Origin of the sequence: Persicirhabdus sediminis (genome assembly GCF_016595495.1) — a bacterium.
In the GTDB taxonomy this organism is placed as follows: Bacteria; Verrucomicrobiota; Verrucomicrobiia; order Verrucomicrobiales; family Akkermansiaceae; genus Persicirhabdus; species Persicirhabdus sediminis.
Genome location: NZ_JAENIM010000007.1, coordinates 36,139 through 58,434, shown reverse-complemented (window position 1 = coordinate 58,434; position 22,296 = coordinate 36,139). Strand labels below are relative to the sequence as shown.

At 48.4% G+C, this 22,296-nt stretch carries 19 protein-coding genes; 13 read left to right on the top strand and 6 right to left on the bottom strand.

Annotated features, from left to right (window positions below; all coding sequences use genetic code 11):
- Positions 1 to 86 precede the first annotated feature (86 nt).
- From JIN82_RS00325 to JIN82_RS00265, 13 genes are all read left to right on the top strand, one after another.
- Complete coding sequence (locus JIN82_RS00325; protein WP_200309569.1) at positions 87 to 761, top strand: ABC transporter ATP-binding protein; 675 nt, start codon at positions 87 to 89, stop codon at positions 759 to 761.
- A 90-nt stretch (positions 762 to 851) separates the two neighbouring features.
- Positions 852 to 1,907 (top strand): ribonuclease D, encoded by a 1,056-nt coding sequence (locus JIN82_RS00320; protein ID WP_200309567.1) that lies wholly within the window; start codon positions 852 to 854, stop codon positions 1,905 to 1,907.
- Positions 1,908 to 1,918: 11 nt separating this feature from the next.
- Positions 1,919 to 2,275: a hypothetical protein gene (locus tag JIN82_RS00315; protein WP_200309565.1), complete on the top strand. Its 357-nt coding sequence runs from the start codon at positions 1,919 to 1,921 to the stop codon at positions 2,273 to 2,275.
- Positions 2,276 to 2,371: 96 nt separating this feature from the next.
- Positions 2,372 to 4,927 (top strand): DNA topoisomerase (ATP-hydrolyzing) subunit B, encoded by a 2,556-nt coding sequence (gyrB, locus tag JIN82_RS00310; RefSeq protein WP_200309563.1) that lies wholly within the window; start codon positions 2,372 to 2,374, stop codon positions 4,925 to 4,927.
- A gap of 29 nt (positions 4,928 to 4,956) precedes the next feature.
- Positions 4,957 to 7,623 (top strand): DNA gyrase subunit A, encoded by a 2,667-nt coding sequence (gyrA, locus tag JIN82_RS00305; RefSeq protein ID WP_200309561.1) that lies wholly within the window; start codon positions 4,957 to 4,959, stop codon positions 7,621 to 7,623.
- 253 nt (positions 7,624 to 7,876) lie between these two features.
- Positions 7,877 to 8,599: a hypothetical protein gene (locus JIN82_RS00300; protein ID WP_200309559.1), complete on the top strand. Its 723-nt coding sequence runs from the start codon at positions 7,877 to 7,879 to the stop codon at positions 8,597 to 8,599.
- 95 nt (positions 8,600 to 8,694) lie between these two features.
- A complete protein-coding gene (locus JIN82_RS00295; RefSeq protein WP_200309557.1) occupies positions 8,695 to 9,033 on the top strand; it encodes a hypothetical protein in 339 nt (112 codons plus the stop codon).
- Between the two features lie 9 nt (positions 9,034 to 9,042).
- Positions 9,043 to 10,221: a hypothetical protein gene (locus tag JIN82_RS00290; RefSeq protein WP_200309556.1), complete on the top strand. Its 1,179-nt coding sequence runs from the start codon at positions 9,043 to 9,045 to the stop codon at positions 10,219 to 10,221.
- A 7-nt stretch (positions 10,222 to 10,228) separates the two neighbouring features.
- A complete protein-coding gene (locus JIN82_RS00285; protein ID WP_200309555.1) occupies positions 10,229 to 10,735 on the top strand; it encodes a hypothetical protein in 507 nt (168 codons plus the stop codon).
- The gene (locus JIN82_RS00280; RefSeq protein ID WP_200309554.1) at positions 10,732 to 11,310 is read left to right on the top strand and encodes a hypothetical protein; all 579 of its coding nucleotides are present in this window, start codon (positions 10,732 to 10,734) and stop codon (positions 11,308 to 11,310) included. Before JIN82_RS00285 ends, JIN82_RS00280 begins: the two co-directional genes overlap by 4 nt.
- Positions 11,311 to 11,322: 12 nt before the next feature.
- A complete protein-coding gene (locus tag JIN82_RS00275) occupies positions 11,323 to 13,356 on the top strand; it encodes a hypothetical protein (RefSeq protein ID WP_200309553.1) in 2,034 nt (677 codons plus the stop codon).
- 86 nt (positions 13,357 to 13,442) lie between these two features.
- Complete coding sequence (locus JIN82_RS00270) at positions 13,443 to 13,799, top strand: arsenate reductase family protein (protein WP_200309552.1); 357 nt, start codon at positions 13,443 to 13,445, stop codon at positions 13,797 to 13,799.
- A 37-nt stretch (positions 13,800 to 13,836) separates the two neighbouring features.
- A complete protein-coding gene (locus JIN82_RS00265) occupies positions 13,837 to 14,250 on the top strand; it encodes a DUF5412 family protein (RefSeq protein WP_200309551.1) in 414 nt (137 codons plus the stop codon).
- 112 nt (positions 14,251 to 14,362) lie between these two features.
- Here the strand turns inward: JIN82_RS00265 and plsX are convergent, their stop codons facing one another.
- The 6 genes from plsX to JIN82_RS00235 form a co-directional block, all read right to left on the bottom strand.
- Entirely contained in the window at positions 14,363 to 15,391 is a 1,029-nt protein-coding gene (plsX, locus tag JIN82_RS00260) for a phosphate acyltransferase PlsX (RefSeq protein WP_200309550.1), read from the bottom strand.
- A gap of 147 nt (positions 15,392 to 15,538) precedes the next feature.
- On the bottom strand, positions 15,539 to 15,721 hold the full coding sequence (rpmF, locus tag JIN82_RS00255) for a 50S ribosomal protein L32 (protein ID WP_200309548.1): 183 nt from the start codon (positions 15,719 to 15,721) through the stop codon (positions 15,539 to 15,541).
- 7 nt (positions 15,722 to 15,728) lie between these two features.
- Entirely contained in the window at positions 15,729 to 16,364 is a 636-nt protein-coding gene (locus tag JIN82_RS00250) for a YceD family protein (RefSeq protein ID WP_200309546.1), read from the bottom strand.
- 242 nt (positions 16,365 to 16,606) lie between these two features.
- Positions 16,607 to 17,368, bottom strand: a complete 762-nt coding sequence (locus JIN82_RS00245; RefSeq protein WP_234041666.1) for a carboxylesterase family protein — start codon at positions 17,366 to 17,368, stop codon at positions 16,607 to 16,609.
- Between the two features lie 121 nt (positions 17,369 to 17,489).
- The gene (miaA, locus tag JIN82_RS00240; RefSeq protein WP_200309542.1) at positions 17,490 to 18,428 is read right to left on the bottom strand and encodes a tRNA (adenosine(37)-N6)-dimethylallyltransferase MiaA; all 939 of its coding nucleotides are present in this window, start codon (positions 18,426 to 18,428) and stop codon (positions 17,490 to 17,492) included.
- Positions 18,425 to 22,201, bottom strand: coding sequence for a hydantoinase B/oxoprolinase family protein (locus JIN82_RS00235; RefSeq protein ID WP_200309540.1), 3,777 nt, complete (start codon positions 22,199 to 22,201; stop codon positions 18,425 to 18,427). The genes miaA and JIN82_RS00235 overlap by 4 nt, the downstream gene beginning before the upstream one ends.
- Positions 22,202 to 22,296: the final 95 nt, after the last annotated feature.

The window sequence follows — 22,296 nt, the reverse complement described above, 5'->3', positions numbered from 1 at the left end:
TTTTGACTTTTTCTTAGATTTACTATTTAATTCTGATCAGGTTGCACGACTTCTATCCATACTATTAGCTGCTTTCAATACCGAAAATGATCAACTGTAACCACATCTATTACCGCTACCACAAAAAACAAGAATGGATACTTGATGATTTTAGCCATGAATTTAAGGCTGGGATCCATTTGATTAAAGGGTTTTCTGGCTGTGGCAAGTCTACTTTGCTGAGGATTATGGGGGGGTATTTGCCGGCTGATCGTGGCGAAGTATTGATAGGCGAGCAGCAAGTAAAGCCAGGCATTGATTATTGGCGTAGAGATTTGGGGTTTGTTTTCCAGCAGTTGAACTTGTTACCGCTGGCTAGCGTGAGCAGAAATCTAGAGCTGGCGGCGAGCTTGGCTGGACTGTCTCGTAAGGAAACGAAGGTGAGAGTCTCTGAATATTTGGCGAAGTTGGGGTTGGAAGGTTATGAAAAGCGTTTGCCGACTTCTTTATCTGGAGGTCAGCAGCAGCGCGCGACGATTGCTCGAGCGTTGATCAAGGAGCCAAGTGTGCTCTTGCTAGATGAGCCAACTTCAGGCCTAGATGATCTCAATACGGAGCTTATTACCAAGGTGCTTAGTGATTATATCTCTAGCGGAAACCGCGTAGCGGTGATCTGTACGCACGACTCTAGGTTGAATGGAATTGCTGATGAAATTCTTGATTTCAATCAGTTTCTACCTGTTGAGAGCCATCTTGTGGATCTGGTTAATAAGAATGCCTAGTGGTAACATTGGGCGAGCGAATCGAATGATGTTTTTTATTTGTTGATCCTTTGGGGTAAATTGACTACTTCTTGTTGAAATAATTTACTAATGATTGAGAGTTCGGAGAGATTGCGTGAGTTTTTGGCGGCTAGTGAGAGTAATGGGGAAGTGCGCTGCGCGATTGATACCGAAGCAGATAGTCTGCATCGATATAGTGAGAGTCTGTGTTTGGTTCAGTTTAGCAACGAACACGAGCAGGTCCTTATCGATCCATTAGCGATCGAAGACATGAGCTCGCTGCGTGATTATATGCGTGAGCGTGTGGTGTGGATGCACGGTGCTGATTATGATATGAGCATGTTGCGCCAGACCTTTGACGAGATTCCGCAGACGGTTTTTGATACGCAGATTGGAGCTCGTTTGTTAGGTGTGCGCAAATTTGGTTATGCGGATTTGGTTTTGCATTACGAGGGTGTGAGTCTATCAAAAACTTCGCAGAAGGCAGATTGGGCGAAACGTCCGCTGACTCCTGTTATGGCTGAGTACGCGCTTAACGATGTTGTTTACCTGCTGCCTATGGCGGATAAAATTACCGCTCAGCTTAAAGAGTTAGGTCGCTACGATTGGTTTCTTGAAAGTTGCGAGGTGGCTCGTGAAAAAGCACTCAACCGCATTGTCGAAAAAGTTGACCCATGGAGGATCAAAGGAGCTGGCAAGTTGCAGCCGAAGGGTTTGGCTTACTTGAAGGCGCTTTGGTATTGGCGTGATGCTGAGGCCGCGGATTGGGACCGACCAACATTTATGGTTTGTGGCAATAAGCAGTTGCTAGTGTGGGTGGAGAATTTATTGCAGGGGAAAAAGCCTGAACTGCCAAAACATTACCGCTCTAAGCGTGTGATCAAATTTAAGAAAGCTGTTGCTGCTGTAGCAGAAATGGATGCAGCTGATTACCCGCAGCGGCTACGCGTTCAGCGTCGTAAGCGTGATGATGAGTTTGAGGCCCGATTAGAAGCTGTGTTAGCCAAGCGAGATTCTGTTGCTACTGAGCTGGATATTGATCCATCTCTGCTGGGATCGCGTGCTGTTTTGGAAGCATTGTGCTCTGGGGAAGGTGAGTCTTATGATCTGCTAATGAAATGGCAGCGTGAGCTCATGGAGTTGTAATTAGACTGTCTATGAAAGGATTTTTGAATCCGCTAGAGCTTATTTTCCAATGTAAGCATTGTGGCTGCGAGCTGACGGTTGGCAGTGAGATGGCTGGTAAAGAGGGGCCTTGCCCAGATTGTGGTGGCACGGTGACGGCTCCTAGCTTGCCGGGTGAGGCCTCGGCGGATGTCAAAGCACCTGTAAAGCTCAGTGGTATCCCTGAGCCCGTTGATGAGATCGCTGGAGAAGCGCGGCTCGGAAGCATCCTTTTTGGTCGCGATCGCCGTCCGGGGCAGATCCGTTTGTTGATTTTAGCGGCGGTGATCATCCTCGCTTTGCTCGTTGTTTGGTTATATTTCGAGTATTTTCACCTAGCTGCAGGCTAGACGCGTAGCAGGTGTTTCTTAGTGTTAGTATTTCTGCATAAAAAGTGAGAAAGGGACTTGTCTCGAGGCGTGTTTTTTAAGAGATTTAGCGCCTCTATGTCAGACAAACCCAATGAGCCGAACGAGGCGGAAATTAGTGTCTCCGACGATCAGGAGTACGGAGCGTCGCAAATCGACAAATTAGAAGGTTTAGAAGCAGTGCGCAAGCGCCCTGGGATGTACATTGGTGACCCAGACGTTCGTGGTCTGCATCACTGTGTTTTCGAAGTTCTAGATAACTCAATTGACGAACACCTAGCTGGATTCTGCGATAAGATTCAAATCAAGCTGCACGTTGATGGTTCTGTATCGATTAGCGATGACGGCCGCGGTATTCCTGTGGAAATTCACCCGAAGTTCGGAATTCCAGCTGTAGAGTTGGTTCTGACCAGTCTGCACGCAGGTGGTAAGTTCGGCCAAGGGGCTTATAAATACTCTGGTGGTCTGCATGGTGTGGGCGCGAAGTGTGTGAATGCTCTGTCAGATTGGTTCCGAGCTGAAGTTCGCCGTGAAGGAAAAGTTCACTCAATTACCTTTGAGCGCGGTGTGACAACCAAGCCATTAGAGGTTGTTGGAGAAATTGACCCGAAGGTAACAGGTACTTCAGTTTGCTTCTATCCAGATGCCACTATCTTTACGGATACCATCTCATTTGAATTTGCTCGTTTGGCCACGCGCCTTCGTGAGCTTGCCTTCCTTAACCCAGGTCTGACGATTGAGCTGGAAGATGAGCGACCTGAGAGTGCGAAGAAGGAAAGCTTCTTCTACGCCAAAGGGATTGAAGAGTTTGTTACCCAGCTGGGTGAAAATAAAACTCTAGTTCACCCTGAGCCAGTAATTTTGAAGGGCAAGCGTCCTATCGAAGTTGAGTACGACGGCAAACTGACTAAGGATGACGTTTTTACTGATGTTGTATTCCAATATAACGACAGTTATCAGGATAATATTCTCTGCTTTGCGAACTCTATTCCTAACGCCGATGGTGGTACTCACCTGACTGGTTTCCGTGGAGCTCTAACTCGCTCTATCAATCAGTACGCGAAGGCGAATAAAATTCTCAAGGATAAGGATCCGTCTCTATCAGGTGATGACGTTCGTGAAGGTATTGTTTGTGTGATTAGCGTGAAAATGCCGAATCCGCGATTTAGTTCACAGACTAAGGATAAGCTGGTTAATGCTGAGATCGAAGGTGTTGTTAGCTCCATCGTATATGAAGGCCTGCAAAACTATTTCGAAGAACATCCATCTCTAGCAAAAACTATTATTGATAGGGCTGTGAATGCAGCTAGAGCACGTGAAGCTGCTCGTAAGGCACGTGAGACGGTGCGTAAATCAGTTCTATCAGGTGGAGGTTTGCCTGGTAAGTTAGCTGACTGCTCCGAGCGCGATCCTAAGAAATCTGAAATCTTTATTGTTGAGGGTGACTCAGCGGGTGGTTCTGCCAAATCTGGCCGAAATCGAATCAATCAAGCGATTTTGCCTCTACGTGGTAAAGTCATTAACGTTGAGAAAGCACGTTTGCACAAAGCGCTGCAGAATAAGGAAATTCAAGCGATGATAACAGCGATTGGCGCTGGCATCGGTGAAGGTGAGCAAGAAGGCGCCTTCAATATCGAAAAAGTTCGCTACCACAAAGTTGTCATCATGACCGATGCCGACGTTGACGGATCCCACATTCGTACCTTGCTGCTAACATTCTTCTGCCGCCATATGCCAGAGATGGTTAAAGCTGGTTACCTCTACATCGCTCAGCCACCACTTTATAAGGTGACTCGTAAGAAGCGCGAAGAATACGTAGCGGATGATGCTGCTCTCAATGAGATCCTCATCGAGCTTGGTTCAAACGACGTCAAGCTGCATCAAGTTGGTAGTTCCGCTTCAGTGGAAAGTGATCTGCTGCGCAGTGTGCTAGATACTATGGCTCAGCTGACTCGCTATACAAATGCTCTGGAAGGCCACGGCGGAAGTTTCCGCGATTTGTTAGCGCATCGCAACGCTGATGGCCACTTGCCTGAATACATGGTTAGGGTGCGTGTAGGTAATGAAGAAGAAATTCACTACCTAAGCACTGAGCGCGAGCTGCTAGCCTTTGCTCAGGAAAACCGCGATTTGCGTTTATTCAACGAAGAGCTTAGCGAAGAGGAAGAAGCTGAGTACAAAGAAAGATTCGCCGGAGTGGCTCGCCGCTCAGTGATGAAAGAGCTTCATGAGTCTACCGCAATTGCTAAAATTCTCGCTCGCCTCAATGAGTTAGGCGTTCAGACGGATCCTTTCTTCTCTGATGATAAGCCAATCTACGAGCTGATCGAAGGTGAGGGAAGTGAGCCACCATCACCAATTTTCAACCTCTTCGAGATCCTTGATAGAGTGCTAGAGATTGGTCGTCGTGGCATGCGTATCCAGCGATTCAAAGGTCTTGGTGAGATGAATGCCAAAGAGCTTTACAATACGACAATGGATCCTGATAGACGTAAGCTTCTCAGAGTACGTCTGGATGAGGAAAATGCCATTGAAGCGGATAAGATGTTTGATGTCCTCATGGGGGATATCGTTGAACCTCGTAAGCGCTTCATTGAAGATAACGCCCTAAATGTTCGAAACCTAGATGTTTAATCTGCCAACTTAATAACTAATATTTTACTATGTCTAATGATTTTATTGAGCCGATAAACGTGGCAGATGAGATGTCCAAGTCATTCTTGGACTACTCGATGTCAGTGATTATTTCCCGCGCTCTTCCAGATGCACGTGATGGCTTAAAGCCGTCGCAACGTCGCCTTTTGTACGCGATGCATCACGATCTATCGCTTACACCTAGCAAGGCTCACCTGAAGTGTGCGCGTATTGTTGGTGATACCATGGGTAAGTACCACCCACACGGTGATAGTTCGATTTACACTACTTTGGTAAACATGGCTCAGCCATGGACATTACGCGAGATTCTCGTTGATGGTCAGGGTAACTTTGGTTCGGTTGAAGGTGATGCCGCAGCGGCAATGCGATATACTGAGGCCCGCCTAACTCACATGGGTTCAAGCATGTTGACCGACCTTGAAAAGGATACGGTTGATCATACTCCAACATACGATGAAACGCGTACTGAGCCAGTCGTTTTACCAGCTTCGATTCCTAACCTGCTAGTAAATGGTGGTACAGGTATTGCGGTGGGTATGGCTACTAACATCCCGTCTCATAACCTCGGCGAGGTGATTGATGGTGTTTGTGCTCGTATTGATAACCCACAGATTCCAATTGAAGATCTTAAGCAAATCATCAAGGGGCCAGACTTCGCGGTAGCCTGTGAGATTCGCGGCTACAAGGGTATTGATAGCTACTTCCGCACTGGTCGTGGCAGCGTGAAAATGCGCGGTACCATGGAAGTTGTTGAAAAGGCTTCGGGGACCTCCATGATCATGATTACTCAGGTTCCTCACGGCGTGAACCGAGCTGTGCTGCAGCAACGTATTGCCGAGTTGGTGCGTGAGAAAGTGCTGACTGATATTTCAGGCATGCGCGATCTATCAGATGACGAAACATGCATCGAAATTACGCTTAAGCGCGATGCTCGTCCTCAGGTGGTTGTGAATCAGATTTACAAACTCACTTCGATGGAAACATCATTTGGGGTGAACATGTTAGCAATTCACGAGCGCCGTCCTAAACAGATGTCATTGACTGATGCTTTGGATGCCTTCATCGAGCACCGTCGTGAAGTGGTTATTCGCCGGACTCGTTATTTGCTGCAAAAGGCAGAAGACAGAGCCGAGAACTTAGAAGCGTTTTTGCTGGCACTTGGTCATCTTGATGACTTCATCAAAATCATTCGTGATTCTAAGAACCGCGATGAAGCTCGTGAGCGCTTGAAATCATACGATTTCCCAACCAAAACTGCCGAGCAGCTAGGAATTCTAGTCCGCTCACAGCCTAGCATCGTTGGAGATCGCTACATCTTTACTGATCGTCAGGTGAATGCCATTCTTGAACTTCGTCTCTATCAGCTGACTGGCATGGAGCGCGATAAAGTAAAAGGTGAATACGACAATATCCTCATCGACATCAAAGACTTCCTCGACATCCTGGCTAAAGAATCTCGTGTTCTTGCTATCATCAAAGATGAACTGCTAGTTATCAAAGAGAAGTTTGCAACACCTCGTCGCTGCCCAATCCTTCCTGATGAAGGTGAGATTGCCGTTGAAGACTTGATTGCTAACGAGGGAATGATTGTAACTCTTTCTAACCGTGGTTACATCAAACGTACTGCGACTAACGAATATCGAGTTCAAGGCCGCGGAGGCAAAGGGGTACGTGGAATGGAAACTCGCGGTAAGCGCGGTGACGATGAGGAACAAGATTTTGTCGAGCACCTGTTTACGGCATCCGCGCACGATTACCTGATGTTCTTCACTAACACTGGGCGTGTTTATGTTGAGCGCGTTTATGAACTTCCAGAAGGATCTCGTACCTCTAAGGGACGTAGCATTAAGAACGTGCTGAACCTGCAAGCTGAAGAAACCGTAGCGGCTACATTACGCCTTGAACGCAAGACGGATGAAGACGGCAACGATATTACTTTTGGTGAAGAAAATGGATTTGTTCTCTTTGCGACACGCAGTGGTAAGGTTAAGAAAACCTCATTGGTAGACTTCAAAAACTACCGTAAAGACGGCATCATTGCGATCAAACTGGAAGAGGGGAATGAACTGATTGATGTTCGTCTAACTTCAGGTCAGGACGAAGTCATCCTTGTTACCCGTAAAGGTTTGAGCCTGCGTTTCAATGAAGAGCAAGCTCGCTCAATGGGACGCGCTACCGCTGGTGTACGTGGTATTAACCCAGTGGAAGGTGATTATGTTGTTAGCCTAGCTATGGTTGATGAAGATGGTACTCTGCTAGTGGCCTCTGAAAATGGCATTGGTAAACGTACGCCGTTTGCTGATTACCGTAGTCAGAGCCGTGGCGGTAAGGGGATTATCACCATGAAGTGTACGGAGAAAACCGGTGACGTGGTAGGTGCCGTGCGCGTCTACACTGAAGATGACCTCATGCTCATGACCTCAGGTGGCCAGAGTATTCGCATTCGTACTGCTGACATTCGTGAAGCTGGCCGCAATACCCAAGGGGTGAAGTTAGTAACACTGAAAGAAGGTGAGCATCTTAGAGACATTGCTCGTATCGCACCTGACGAAGATGATGAACAGGAAGGTGTTCTGGATTCTGATGATGTAGTCGAGGAAGATGGATCAACTGAAGTGGCACCTGAAGCTCTCGAAAGTGAGCCCGAAGAGTCAGTAGACTCAGATGAAGCTTAATCAGTTTAGTTGAATTATTGATTTAGACATTGAGCCACAGGGAGTAATCCCTGTGGTTTTTTTTGTGCACTATCTATGTTACTATTAATGAATATTGTCTGTCTTATTTATTAATCGTTCGTATTCGTATTCGACTTGTTCGTTTTTGTTGCTCATTGGTATGATGTATTAGTCAGCCCCCCGATTTACTTGCTGTGATAGAGCTTATCAGCTCAGCAAATTTCGAGACCTTAGTTATCAAACACACGAAACAATGAAAAATATAACAATAGGACTGATGAGCCTGTGCGCGACAGCCAATGTTATGGCTGCAGATGCTAAGCCAACTGGATCACTCTTTACCCCTGAGTCAGCTATGGCTGGTCAGCGAGTGGATGTTGGTTGGCAAATCCAACTCCCTAACGAGGGCGGTGAGATTGATGAAGGAACCAATACGGTGACAGTTATTGATGTTTGTGACATCGAAGTCATTGCTATTGGAGCTGGTTATTGGAATGGTAACAAAAACATTGAGCTCAATATGAAAATCAATGGCGGTTCATCTCAGAAGATATTTTCACGAGGACTGGCATCGACCTTCACTTCTGGCCAGTTGTTATATTCGGGACCCGTGAATAAGGGAGATAGGATAGATTTTGGTATGTTTGGTAAGAGCCCGCAGACGAATGGCCAAGGTGTTCGTTGGTCTGACTTGCCTAAGGATGACCCGATGAACTCTATGGTGGTTCTTCAAGATGGTGATGAGGTGCCTGAATACATTCCTTTTGGTACAGATGTTAGTATCGAAGAATTTCTGCGCCCATACTTGGATCAGGAAACTGGCCGTGTCGATATTGGTCCTCGTGACATTATTTATCTTGGGGAGCTTGATAGATTTTACCCGTATTCAGAGACTGGTGATCCATTGGATCATGGTTATGACATGCAGGACATCGTCTTCATTGTCTCATTTAAAGAGAGTAAGATAGAACAATAAATAAGATGAAAACCCATTCCTTATTAACTTTCTGTTTAGTTCTGGCCGTATCTTTTTGCGGTCTAGCTAGCTGGGTTGGCGCGCAGGATAGTGCTGTGCGTAAATCAAGAAGCCTATTTGACGGCAAGGTGAAAATTTCTAATGGTTCAATTTGGACCATTGCACCGAAAACATCCGTGCTGCATGTGCCAGACCATTTGAAGTCACGCTTGAGTGATAAACCTAAAGGGCGCCTCGTGCAGTTTAGTGAGTTTGCTAATCAGAATCGTAGTTTGATCAAAACTTATGAAGTGACTGAAGCGCAGATTCGAGGTGAGGAGCCGATTCCTGACGAAGTGAAGGACCAATTTGCCGTGCAGCGTGTGATCGTAGTGGCAAGCAATCGCCATCGCTTGGTATCAATGAAGCCATTTGAGGTAAATTCTAACCCGTAGATTGAGATAATGAATGGTCATAAATTTATTGTTAGCTGCGCCTTAGCTTTGCTGTCTGGCTCTAGCCTCCTTGCTCAAGATGAACGTTATATTAGTTTCATCTATGAGTATCCTCTGAAGAAGAACGGTAAGGAAGATGGTGTTTACCAGTGGATGGATATCGAAATTGCAGGCTCCAGAATGTCAGATATGTCCGTAGGTGAAGGCGGTAGTAATTTTGTGCTTTTTACCGCTGAAAGGGATACCTCATCTAACAATTGGTTGTTGGATGAAAAGCACGTTCCCGCTGACCCTCGTACCGTAGAGCTGACAAACTCAACATTAGATCCATATAACCCGAATCCTATTGATCCTAGTAAACCTAAAGATGGTGGTCGCTACATCCGCATGCGTGCTGATAAGACCTATGATTTTACGATCAAATGGGGAAAAGGCTTCATGCCTCCAACGTCGAATAATGGTAGTTATGCCTGCTCAAATATTGTGGTGGTTCACGAGTATAAAAGTGCTGAAACGGGCTCAGACGACTACGAGCTTAATGACTCATGGTTGATTTCTAAGAGTGGCAATAACAAGTTTAATAACAATAAAACAATCATTCCTGCTGCAGATGCAATCAGAGCAAATGGCTCTGAGTTTATCACTCTATTAGGGGTGCCAAGTCTTTTTGATGATGATTTGGGAGATGATGACAAAATCAAAGATTATACTCTATCTGAGGCACAGAAAAATGAAGTTGTAAGGTTCTATCAAGAGGGCGGAACTGGAGATAACCCAGTGCCAATTATCTTTAATAGCTTTGAGCTTAGAGTGTGTCCTGTGCCTGATGCTGAGATTAGTGGGATCACTGATGGGCAAGTCATCGGTGCCGAACTAGCGACGGTGGTGGTGACTGTTGATTATAACAATCTCTATCCCGGTTCAGATACCTATCTTGTGATTTATAAAAAGGGCACATCCAGACCAGGTAAGACGGATTCCTATCTGTTCAAAACAATACCTACCGATACGGATCCGGTTTCAGTTACAGCCAACTTGTATGAGTTAGATAAAATTGTCACGGAGGACGGCTATTGGATCATGGAGGTTATCCATGAATCTATTTATGGTACTGAAGTGTTAGGTGAAAAGCAAATTAATGTGCCGCCTCGGATTAACGTCAAGGCTGACATCAATACAATCCGCTAAGGGGAAGATGAGATTACTTGCTAACAATATCTCTGGCTTCAGAAAAGGTAGTGCTTTGGTTGAAATTTCAGCCGCTGTGATGGTTATGGTTGTGATCGGCTCAGTTTCATTCCAAAGCATGATGAATACCTTGAGTCAAAGGAATTGGGTTGTTAGTAAGTCTCTAGCAGATGCTTATTTGGTACGCGAAGTGGCAATTGCAAATGCCATCCCATTTGAGCTGATCAGTGAGGCTGATAGTAATGGAGTTTGGCCTAGCTACGGGCTGTATGAAGATGGTGGTCAGGTACCGCCGTCTTCGCTAACGATACTTGGAAGAAGGTCAGGAACCGTTCAAGCTGACGGCAATGTGGGTGAAGGTGTAGCTGTGATGGGTAGAGTGACACGTGCCCGAGAGAAGGCGCTAGGCCTGAGTGAAGATCTATCTGAAACTTGGCGGCTACGAGTGGCGCTAGAATATGAGGCAAACGGTAAAACCTATATAGCCTCAAGAACTGTAGTTAGGACACAATGATCATTAATTTAAGAAGAGCTAGATCTTCTCGCCGCGGTAGGTTTCATCTATCTGGTATGACTTTGGTTGAGTTGACCATCGTCATCGGCATGATGGTTCTTTTGGCTGGTCTTGGCATGGGGTTATTGTCGCAGCAGGTCACCATGGCAGGCATTATCAAGGAGAGAAATTTTCTTGTTAGCAAGGCGCCGCAAGTGAATAACATGTTAGGACGAGTGATTCAGCGAGCTGATCGCTTTATGATCTTTGATGATATTCCAGCGGCCCAAGCTGGCACACAAGGTTCGGCTTCAGGCAATGCCTTAGTGTTGGTATTCCGTGATGCGGTTGGCAATAAGCAATTTGGCATGATCGCAGCTGAGCTTAATAAGTCATCTGGAGAGGTTGAGCTGAACTATTATTTTAACGGCAGTGGCCGCCCTGGTGATAAACCATTGTGGAAAATCGCTGGCTGGAATGCTCCAGCTAACGGTGAAAATGGTGTTACCTTTGAGATGTTTAGCGGGGTATTAGAAACTCGCTTGGTTGGCCCGCTAAACGAAGAAATTGTTTATGCTGCTAGCGCGGCATTATAGATAAATAAAAAAATGAAAAAGAATAGCCTCCGCCCTGGATACGCAGCAATGATATCAGTTGTTAGCTTAGGCATGCTGTTATTGGGGGTGATGCTGGTGAATCAGCGTAATGCTGTGGCTGCTTTAGATGTGCAGCGTGATGTTCATTTGCGTGCTGATTATAGCCAGCGTGAAGACGCATTTTTGCGTTCCTTAGTACAAATGGTGCCAGAGCGAGCGGCTCTAGCCATGCAAGAAGGTAGTGCTCCTGGCTCAGCTGGTTTTAGCAAAGTCCAGTGGGGGCAAATATTTGAAGATGCTATCGAGGCGGCCAATGCTGAGATTGCTCAGGACGGTTTTGTATCGAAGATCAACAGTAAAGCTCTGTCGGCAAATGTTGCGGATTATGATTCTAAGGGAAATTTGGTAAACTCGATTGTCGGCTACGATAAGTCAGCTGGGAAATCGGGCATTACTTTCGCTCTGCCTGATGACATCAAAATGCCGCTTGCCTTGTCATATGATTCTGGGTCTAACCTCAATGAAAAGTATGAGATAGCTGCGCCTATTGTTAGCTTCGAAAAAGGCTATTATGACAGAGGGTCATTTTCTAACTATAGTATGCTTCCTTACCCTAACATTCAGTTTGGTTATGCGAAGCCGGGTGAAGATTTTGTGGCCAAGCGCAACTGGTGGGCATTTAGTGTAGATTTCGCCGATGACGGTGAGGCTAAACATCATGGTGAGAGTTCGTACGTTGGCTCCACGGTGAAGCATTACATCATGTCGCTCTACGAGATTCCTTCTCAGCTGCCAATTTCAGCCGATGCCTTTATGAATCTTGGCCGGCATGGCTCTGATGATGTCGTCAGCGGCGGAGGCGGGGAGTGGAGTGATTCTATCAAAATTGAGGGTGGTGTTTATGGTCGCCGAGTGCAACAAGATGGTGGCTCGCAAAACTATGATTATGTAGCGACGACTGAAGGCGCTGAAATAAGTGATCTAACTTCAGTGGGTGGCATCACGAGTAATTCCGTTGACCGGGATAGCTATAATAGTGCGAATGCTAACATTTACGGCTCTAGCACAGGTGGTGGCCAGGATGGTGTGGAATCATTCTTCCCGGTTTCGCGTTCATCAGATTCCGGGCGAGTTGCCTTTATTCCAATCAATGCGGGCACGGAATTTTTTGACCTCTACGGCAATGACTCTTCAAATGGTGTTTCTCCAACAGCGTGGGATGTTTATTCACGTGGCGCGAAGCAGTGCAATTTAATCATTGATATTGTCGAGGCTGCTGAGTCTGGCGGGCAGGGGACTCCTTATGGTATTCGTGTTAGTTACACCAATAGGAGTGGAGGACTAACAAGTAACTTCTATTTGCCTAAGTCTCACTCCTTAATTGGTTTGAACGGTTATTACGACTGGAGTTTGCATACAAAAGATACCAGGTTTCCATTTGTTGTTAGTAAGGCTTACCTCGGTAATGAATATGATGCATCTACAGTGGCTCAGAGTACCTTAGAGATTGATGTCTCCCTGCTGCGCGAGTTTTGTAATAAACAGGGTATATTGCTTTCTGATAATAATAAGATCATGGTCACCTATAAGGCTATTCCTTCGGTAAGTCCTGCGCCATCTGATAGTCTGTTTGATGATGCGCTCAATAATGATACTAATATCGCGGTGAAGATTTCTGGTGCTAGCGATCTAACTTCCGACTTTGCAGATGGATTATCTGTGGTCACTCACATGCGTTGTTTCATTGATTCTGATTTCAACCAGAAGGCCTTGTCTAATGGTAATTATCCCGCGGTGTCTATTTTCAGCCCTGACGTTAGATTTGGTGCAGCTACTGCAGATTTGATGGTTACCTTTGAAGGACGTGTGAATGTGTTGTCTACAGATAGAGATGCGGTGGTGAATCCATTGGATTTGCGTTCAGCTTCAGGTAAGAGCTTTGGCTCCATGATTGAGGCTGATTTGAAGCCGGCGACTTCTGTGCAGCAAATTCCGCCAATTCATTTTATGAACTGGCTGGTGGTTGTTGAGGAAGTTGGCCAGTAGTTAATGATAGGTTCTAGCTAGCTAGGAATTTCTAGCTGGCTGAATTCATCCTTGCGTCGTGAGCTAGCTTTGGCATTTTCCTGCGGATGATTAGAGTTTATCAATATAACAAGTGCTCTAGCTGCCGCAAGGCGGTGAAGTGGCTAGAGGAAAAGGGTGTGGCCTTTGAGGATATCGCTATCAAAGATCAGCAGCCGAGCCGTGGCGAGTTAGCTGAGATGCTGAAGATTCAAGATGGCAATATTCGCAAGCTATTCAATACCTCCGGCATGGACTACCGCTCAATGGGACTGAAGGATAAGTTGGCTGGCATGAGCGAAGATGAGGCTTTTGATTTGCTGCAATCTAATGGCATGTTAGTGAAGCGCCCATTTGTCATCGGTGACGGTGTGGGATTGCTAGGCTTCAAAGAAGAGCTTTGGGCTGATGCATTGCTCAAATAGTTAGTATCGTGCCATGAGTGAGCTAGCTGGCAGCAGGGTGAAAAAAATCATTCTGCGTATGTTTATAATCCTGCTGATATTGTTAGCTTCATCTTTCATCCTGCTGTCTATCTGCGATCGTGACTTGTGTGAGAATGAAATCATTTCACAGTCTCGTTCGCCTTCTGGTGCCTACGTAGTTTATGTCTATCAGCGTGCTTGTGGAGCTACGGTTGGACATAGTACGCATATTTCTATTTTTCCAAAAGCTCGCCAACTGAATGATAATGATACAGGTAATATTTATATCGTTGGTTCTTCTGCTGGAGATGCTGGGATAGAACTGCGCTGGTTATCTGATAGCAGCTTACTTGTTAGCCGTAAAGCTGGTCTATCAGAGTACAAGGCTGAGTCCAACTGGGGGGCTTCATTTTTAGGAAAGGTTGAGTACGCTCATGCAGATGGCAAATGAGCTCACTCAGCATGTTAGCTAGCGCATAGCCCATAAAAAAGGACTCCAGCTGGAGTCCTTTTTTGTGAATAGTTGAAAAATTTCCAGCTGCGGGAAATGACAGTTTTGTCAGCTAGCTAGGTCGATTGAGAGCGGCGAGAGCAGCTTCGATCTGAGGATTGATTTGCTGTTCTACGGCTTCAGCTGCGACTCGGATGGAGTTACGTACTGCCAGCGCGGATGATCCGCCATGGGCAATGATGCAGACACCATTGACGCCGAGCAGCGGGCTGCCACCGTAGTATTCGTAGCTGCTTTTTTTCTTCACAGCCTGGAAGACGTTGCGTGACATGGCGGCGCTCATGACGCGGAATGGATTGCGTTTGAACTCGTGTTTGATCCAGCGGGACATCGCCTTGGCGGTGGCTTCGGCTGTTTTCAAAATCACATTGCCGGTGAATCCATCGGTAAGCACGACGTCTAGCTCAGACGCGTACAGGTCGTGGCCTTCTACGTTGCCGACGAAGTCAAATGGCGCGCGGCCAGTTTCATCGAGGATGCGCAGTAGGGCAAATGTCTGCTTGGTAAAAGTAGTGCCTTTTTCGTCCTCTTCACCATTCGACATCAGGCCGACTTTCGGGCGATGTTTCACGCCGAGCACGTGCTTGGCGTAGATCGATCCCATAGTCGCGTAGGTGACGAGGTGTTGTGGTTTCGCTTCTGGGTTCGCACCCGCGTCGAGCAGGTTGCAAACACCAAATTCATTAGGCAGCGGTGTGCAGATGCCGGCGCGCTCCACGCCCTTGAGCGTGCGAAGTTTCACGGTGGCTGCAGCTACAGCAGCTCCAGTATTTCCAGCGCTGACGACGGCGTCAGCATCGCCAGATTTGACCAAATCAGTGGCCACGGCGATGGATGATTTCTTTTTGCGACGCAATGTTTTCGCCCCAGACTCATTCATTTCCACCACCTCTGGGGCGTGGATGATGATGGCGCGTGGGTCGTCTAGCTTGTGCTCAGTGGCTAGCTTCTGAAGTTGATTGCCATCCCCGGTGAGAAATAGCCGTTCAATCTTTGGATATAGCTTGAGCGCATCACGCGCGCCAATTACCGCTACTTCGGGAGCGTAATCGCCACCCATAGCGTCCAGTGCAATTTTCATAGTGTCGCTTGCTTAGTTTGTGTGGAATTCTTTCTCTATCGATAACTCGTAGCTAGAAATGTGTCGAACCAGAAATAGCGGAATGCTTTTCGGCATTCCGCTATATTAAGGAAGTTGATCTCCATTATACTGCTGACGAGCAGGCGACTAGAGAGCGTCTACTTCGAGCACTTGACGCTCGCGGTAGGTGCCACACTCTGGGCATGCAATGTGGCCTGGGATGCGGCTTCCGCAATCAGGGCATGTCTTCAGCTGAGGTGCTTTAAAGCGATTTGCTCCGCGACGCTGCTTCTGCTTCATTTTTGATGTTCTGCGCTTAGGTACGGCCATGGTCTTATTATTTGTTTAAATTCTTATCCAGTTGATCCAGATCAGCCCATGGATTGGGCTCGTCAGGTTGGGGGGGGGTCTTTACATCATCTTCTACGGGTTTGTCCACTGCTAAATATCGAGAATCTACTTCGCAGGGCATCGGATCGTCTCCTTCGTCGCACCTTGGATAGGTCGGAAAGTTAATAACTACCTCCTCGCGCAGCGCTTCAGCAACGTCCATTTCGCCACTCACAATCTCCAAAGAAATAGCAGCTTCTTCTACCGAAATAGTTTGAATGAACCGTTGTAAGGTTCTCACACAGAGGAATTCCATAGGCGCAGAAAGCCAGCCGCGTAATAGCAACTCACTTTCAAATTTCTGCACATACAGCTCGTAGCTCAGCGGTCCAGCTGCTTTGACTTGATCGTTTTTGAAATCAAACAAGCTCGCGTCTAGCTCACCAGAAATAGTTTTTCCCTCCTCCGGCAGCTTTGCTATATCAATGACAAGATTCGGCATGCGCGCAAAGCTAATGCAGATTTGCCAATTGCCAAGTGAATTTGCGCGCCGTCCACTGCTTCGTTTTTCACATCCCGCCAACAGACTGAGAAAAGAATGCTGAAGAAGGTTCAAGCGCTGATTCAGCATATTTCTCGTCATGCTCCCTATGATGGCGTTTTGAAGACCTGAGCCCCCATCCAGGCCCAAGGGGCCGAGAGATTACAGCCCAGTCCAAGGCTGGCCTGAAGGGCCAACGCAGGGCTGGGATAGATCAGCAAGCCAGTCAGAGGTCTGAAAGACCGAGAGAAAGGACCGCCGCAATGAAGACATGCACCAGCTCGCTAGAAAGCCATCGCTTCTAGCTAGCCTATTGTTTGAGGAAACCGACGTGCTGGTTCAGCTCATTTCCTCTGGGCAAATAACCAATCGTAAAACTCCGCCGAGCTATAAACCAATCTTCGTACGTTATGGCCTTCATCGGGAAAAATCTTCAGCTTGGCCTGATTTCCTCCAGCCTTCACAATGGCCTCAATCACGCTCTGTGAGCGATCAGCTGGCACCACTCGGTCATTTCCTCCAGCAAAGGCGTACACTGGGAGTTTGGCTAAATTCTCGCCCCACTGGCTAAGATGAGGCGTGATATCTTTTGGCCCGCTGCGGCCAATGCCACCCGAAACAGGAGCCACCGCGGCAAAGTGCTCAGGATGGCTAGCTGCCCACATCCAGCTGCCATAGCCGCCCATGCTATTACCAGTTAGGTAGATGCGGCTTTCGTCTAGCTGGTGGTTTTTCTTCACCTCTATCAAAAACTCCTCCAGATCAGCTGCCGTCCAAGTGGCATTCTCACCATGGTTAGTGATTTTGCGCACCTGTGGAGCCACGATCAGACACGGCCCTTTGTTATACTTTTTTACATGACTGTGCAGAGTTGTTATCTGGCTGGTTATTTTGTTAATATCCTCACCGCGGCCACCTGCTCCATGTAGATAAATAATTAGCGCAGGCTTTTTGCCAGCTGGCTTATTCGGCTGGCCGTCACCTAGCAGCAGGTATTGATGGTTGAGAAATTCTATCTTCTCCATCCTCACGGGGTCTATGGTTTTTACCTCAGCCTTCACTGGCTGAGCTGATGATATCGACCAACTCGCTAGCCAGCAAATCATCGCCACGAGGAGACTAGTTTTTGGGGAAAATGAATAAGCTGCCATCCATCTATCATCTCCAAAGATTAACTGGAGTCAACAAGATCACTCTAATCAAACAGATGGCTCGCGATTGTCGTTTCTAGCTGGCTTGTTGTTTGAGGAAATCTTTGGCAATTGCCGCCACCGTCGTGCTTTCGTCAACATCCACTTTTTCCAGCCAGCTTTCTTTTTTGAACCAAGTGGTCTGGCGTTTGGCGTACTGGCGAGTTGCGTTAGTGATTAGCTCCTCGCATTCAGCTAGAGAAATCTCGCCAGCTAGATGGGCCAAGATCTGCGGAATGCCAATCGCCTTGCCACAGGTTTCAGAGAAATTTTCCACCGCAGCCACTTCGTTCACTGCTCCCGCCTCCAACATCAACTGAGTGCGCTGGCCAATGCGCTCGCGCAAGCTAGCGCGCTCCCAGAATAGGTAAATGCCACGTAAGTTTGCTGTGATCTGCTCGGAGTATTTTGCCCAGTCGTTTTTGATCACTGACATCTTCTGCCCGGAAAGCATGCAGATTTCTAGCGCTCTAATCACATAGCGGCGGTTTTGTAAATTGGTCATCGCCGCACCTTCAGGGTCCAGCTGTTGGAGTTTTTCTACCAGCTCGGCGTCGCTGAAAACATCCAGCTCGGCGCGCAGTTGGTCGTCACCTGATGGAACTGGTGAGGGGCCGTGAGTTAGAAATTTTAGATAGAGGCCAGAGCCGCCGACCACGATGGGCACTTTGCCGCGCGACTGAACCTCGGCAATTACAGGCAGCGTTAGCTCGCGGTAGGCCATCGCATCGCAGCTCTCAGCTGGCGTTAGCACTCCAAACAAATGGTGTGGTACGCTGGCTAGCTCGTCAGTTGACGGCGCCGCCGAGATGATGTCGATGCCGCGGTAGAGCTGATAGGCATCGGCATTGACCACTTCGCCATCGCTCAGCCGCGCTAGCTCGATAGCCAGCGCAGATTTACCCGAGGCTGTTGGGCCGCAGACGTAGATGGGGCGCAGGTCGCGCACTCTTGGTGATGTTGCCGCTGTGCTCATGATGGTTTCTGTGACTCACCATACGCGCCACCGCCAGGAGTTTCAATGCGAAGTCTGTCGCCAGGACTAACACTCAGCTGGACAATTCCAGCTAGAGTTTCTGGCTGGCTGCCTTTGCGAGTTAGGATTTGTCGGCCACAGCTACCTGCTTCACCACCAGCTAGCCCGTACGGCTTTTCACTGCGGTGCTGAGTGAGTAGCGAAACACTCAGTGGTTTGAGAAATTCTACCTCACGCACAATGCCATCGCCGCCACGGAAGGCGCCAGCTCCGCCAGAATCTTTCCTGATAGAAAATTCTAGCAAGCTCAGCGGATAGCGTTTTTCAAAAATCTCCGCATCGGTGATCGCGGTATTGGTCATGTGGGAATGTCGTGCGCTGGCTCCGTGGTAGCCGTCGCCAGCACCGCAGCCACCACAGATCGTTTCGTAATAACCAAAGGTTTCGTCGCCAAAGATGAAGTTGTTCATTGTTCCTTGGCTGCATGCTTGTAGTTCTAGCAGCTTGATCAAGGTGTCCACTACGCGCTGGCTGGTTTCCACATTGCCACCCACCACAGCGGGGCAATTTTCCGCCTCAGCAGGAAATTCTGGGTTGAGGAAACAGGTCGGCAGTTTGATTTCAACGTCGCGCAGCAGCCCTTCGTTGAGCGGTAAGTTAGATTGGGTCCATAGGCGCATCACATACAGCACTGCACTGCGGATAATCGCCGGGGTTGCATTCAGGTTGCCATCGTAGCTGGCGCTGGTACCGGTGAAATCCAGCTGCAGTTTGCCATTATCTATCCTTGCTGTTAGCTGGATGACGGTGCCGTTATCTAGCTTTTCACTGACCGTCCTTGTTTCAAAGCCAGCATGGCGAATCAGCTGGCTCAGTGAGTCGCGTGATTCGGCTGCTAGTTCTTCCAGCCGGGCGCTCACATGATCGATGCCATAGTCCTTGAGCATCTGTTCGAGCACCAGCTTGCCTCGTAAGTTAGCCGCCGCTTGAGCATTGAGGTCGGCAATGTTATCGGCTAGTTTGCGTGTTGGGTAAGGGGACTCAGTTAGTAGCTTTTCTAGCTGGTCAAAACATGCCTGACCACCGCGGTAAAGGTAGCTGGGAGGAATGACGACGCCTTCTTCAGCTAGGTTTTTTGCATCGGGTGGCATTGACCCCGAACTGATGCCGCCGATTTCTGCGTGGTGTGCTCTGTTAGCTAAATACGCTACCAGCTGGCTAGGATCATTCTGAGCAAATACTGGCGTGATTAGAGTGACGTCTGGCAGGTGTGAGCCGCCAAATGCAGGGTGGTTAGTAATGATGGTATCACCCGGCTGCATGGCGATCTGTTTGGCAACCTCGCGAACGCATAGCCCTAGAGCTCCGAGATGCACAGGAATATGCGGCGCGTTCACTACCAGCTCGCCATTGGCGTCTAGCAGTGCGCATGAAAAGTCCAGCCGTTCTTTGACGTTAGTGGAAATCGATGAGCGCTGCAGCATTGCTCCCATCTCTTCCACGATGTTACCAAAGCGGTGACGGAAGAGCTCGCGCTGCACCGCACTGTCAGCGGATTCTGCTGTTTTGTTAGTCTGTGCGGCTGGCTGACTGTATTCTAATGTGAGCGCACCATTGGCTTGTTTGGTAGCTGTCCAGCCAGCCTTCAGGTAGAGCGTGCTGAATGGATCTTGAATGATCACTGGTCCAGCTAGCGAATCACCCACATTGACGCTGGCGCGGTTGATAAATCGCTGAGTCGGCGCTGCGACTGAGTCGGCCTGATAGAGCGCAGTGTTGGATGATCGTTTGGCTTCTGTTGAGGCAATGATACGTAGTGAAACCAACTCTAGCTGGCGGTCGGCGTCAGCTGGGTAACCAAAGATTTTTTCATACAGCTGGCGGTAGCGTGGAGCCACCTCTGTGAGTGAGTCAAACTCGACGGTGAGCGTGGCATCTTGGCCAAGCATGCGTAGTTCAGCTAGGCGACGGCGAATTTCTAGCGGCTGAGTATGATTCTCCCCAAGGTCATCATTGAGCTGATCGAGCGCTGAGTCACACAGCTGGTCGATTTCCGCTTGGATAGATTGGCTGCTTTGTTCATCTAGTTGGATGAGCATTTGTTTTTCCGCAAAACGCTCAATCACTGCGTGGTGAAGGCCGTAGGCGCTGAGCAAACCGGCTTCAGCGGGCACGAGAATGCGTTGCATGCCTAGCAGCTCGGCAATGTCACAGGCGTGCATCGGACCAGCTCCACCAAAGGCCATCAGCGCGTAGTCTTCTGGCGCAGCGCCTTCTCTGATAGAAATGTTTCTAATCGCATCTGCCATCTGCTCGGTGGCAATGGCGGCGAGTCCTTCGAGAAAGTTTTGCTCAGACGAGCTGTCGCCAGCCAGCTTCTGTAGCTGGTGAAGTTTTTCTCTAGCGGCTGAGATGTTTTCTTTGCCAATAGGAATGCCAAAATTATCTGGATCGATACGACCTAGCAGCAGGTTGACATCAGTGATGGTGAGTGGGCCACCGCGACCGTAACAAGCTGGCCCTGGATTAGCTCCAGCTGACTCTGGTCCGACCCGCAAACCGGCATCTGTCCACTGGCAGATAGAGCCGCCACCAGCGGCAACGGTGGCTATTTTTAATGCCGCCGACATCAGTGAGGCGTCGCCAATGCGTTGTTCAAATTGATATTGATAGTCGCCATCGTAGCGGGCCACATCGGTGCTGGTGCCGCCCATGTCGAAGGTGATGATTTTCTCATGTCCCAGCTGTCTAGCAGCTGCCGCAGCGCCGACAACTCCGCCAGCTGGCCCAGAAAACAGGCTGTCTTTTGGACGGAAATGGTGTGGGCTCTCGAGCCCACCGGCGCTGGTCATGGTGAGCATTTGCTGCTCGTCGCCAATAGCGCTGTGCACGTGGCGAATGAAACTTTGCATGATGGGAGTTAGATACGCGTCGATCACCGCTGTTTCTGCACGCGGCAAGATCTTGATCATCGGCGCCAGCTCGCTGGAGAGTGAAACGTGATCGAAACCTAACTCAAGGAGTTGCTCACGTACTTGTTCCTCGTGGGCAGGGTTCTGGTAGCTGTGCAGTAAGGCAACGGCCGCTACTTTACAGCCGCTAGCTAGAGCACTTTTCGCTTCAGCTAGCCAGCTGGAGTTTGGAGCCAGCGGTTCTAGTTCTGACCCCTCAGCATCCATGCGGGCATCGACTTCGATGACATTTTGGTAGAGTGATTGACGTTCAGCGTGCTGTAGCGCAAAAAGATCGGCGCGTCGTTGGTCGCGTATTTCTAGCAAGTCGGCAAATCCTTTGGTGGTGAAAAAGCAAATTTCAGCTCCTTTCAGCTCTAGCAGCGCATTGGTGCCTCGGGTTGTTGCTAGGCGTAAATTGAGCGGCGGGAATTTTTCTGAAATCCCAGTACCTGTGAGTAAACGCATGCCGATGACGGGCGCTTCTTCACCTGTATGAAGTTCGATGCTGTTGGGCATTTCAGCTAGCTGGAAATCATTGTCTAGCTGGAGTTCTGCCCGCGATTGGTTCCAGCTAACTGCTTGGGTTTTTCTGCCGTCGACGATGATCTTGAAGCCAACAAAAAAATCATCTGGGCACCGCCAGCTCGCTGGGATTTCCAGCTGTAGAACATGTTCTGAAATCAGTGCAGTACAACGCATCCTCAGCCGACCAGACGAGAGAACTTTCACTAGCCTTGGTTCCAGCTGCTTAGGTTCTTGTGCCCAGCAGTCGGTGAAGGTGCCTCCAGTATCGATACAAATTTCCCAGTTGTTGTGCATGCTGACATCCAGATAGCGGTTTCAGCCAGCAATTGCAAGACTGAGCCAGCTGGGAAAGGTGTGAGCAAGTTAGCTTTAGCCGGCTGAGCCTCTAG

Bases quoted from the DNA above. Each gene is read 5' to 3' on its own strand.
- JIN82_RS00245 (WP_234041666.1), bottom strand. From the start codon at position 17,368: ATGATTTGCTGGCTAGCGAGTTGGTCGATATCATCAGCTCAGCCAGTG.
- gyrB (WP_200309563.1), top strand. From the start codon at position 2,372: ATGTCAGACAAACCCAATGAGCCGAACGAGGCGGAAATTAGTGTCTCC.
- JIN82_RS00300 (WP_200309559.1), top strand. From the start codon at position 7,877: ATGAAAAATATAACAATAGGACTGATGAGCCTGTGCGCGACAGCCAAT.
- JIN82_RS00315 (WP_200309565.1), top strand. From the start codon at position 1,919: ATGAAAGGATTTTTGAATCCGCTAGAGCTTATTTTCCAATGTAAGCAT.
- JIN82_RS00325 (WP_200309569.1), top strand. From the start codon at position 87: ATGATCAACTGTAACCACATCTATTACCGCTACCACAAAAAACAAGAA.
- JIN82_RS00275 (WP_200309553.1), top strand. From the start codon at position 11,323: ATGAAAAAGAATAGCCTCCGCCCTGGATACGCAGCAATGATATCAGTT.
- JIN82_RS00320 (WP_200309567.1), top strand. From the start codon at position 852: ATGATTGAGAGTTCGGAGAGATTGCGTGAGTTTTTGGCGGCTAGTGAG.
- gyrA (WP_200309561.1), top strand. From the start codon at position 4,957: ATGTCTAATGATTTTATTGAGCCGATAAACGTGGCAGATGAGATGTCC.
- JIN82_RS00235 (WP_200309540.1), bottom strand. From the start codon at position 22,201: ATGCACAACAACTGGGAAATTTGTATCGATACTGGAGGCACCTTCACC.
- JIN82_RS00270 (WP_200309552.1), top strand. From the start codon at position 13,443: ATGATTAGAGTTTATCAATATAACAAGTGCTCTAGCTGCCGCAAGGCG.
- JIN82_RS00280 (WP_200309554.1), top strand. From the start codon at position 10,732: ATGATCATTAATTTAAGAAGAGCTAGATCTTCTCGCCGCGGTAGGTTT.
- JIN82_RS00250 (WP_200309546.1), bottom strand. From the start codon at position 16,364: ATGACGAGAAATATGCTGAATCAGCGCTTGAACCTTCTTCAGCATTCT.
- rpmF (WP_200309548.1), bottom strand. From the start codon at position 15,721: ATGGCCGTACCTAAGCGCAGAACATCAAAAATGAAGCAGAAGCAGCGT.
- JIN82_RS00285 (WP_200309555.1), top strand. From the start codon at position 10,229: ATGAGATTACTTGCTAACAATATCTCTGGCTTCAGAAAAGGTAGTGCT.
- miaA (WP_200309542.1), bottom strand. From the start codon at position 18,428: ATGAGCACAGCGGCAACATCACCAAGAGTGCGCGACCTGCGCCCCATC.
- plsX (WP_200309550.1), bottom strand. From the start codon at position 15,391: ATGAAAATTGCACTGGACGCTATGGGTGGCGATTACGCTCCCGAAGTA.
- JIN82_RS00290 (WP_200309556.1), top strand. From the start codon at position 9,043: ATGAATGGTCATAAATTTATTGTTAGCTGCGCCTTAGCTTTGCTGTCT.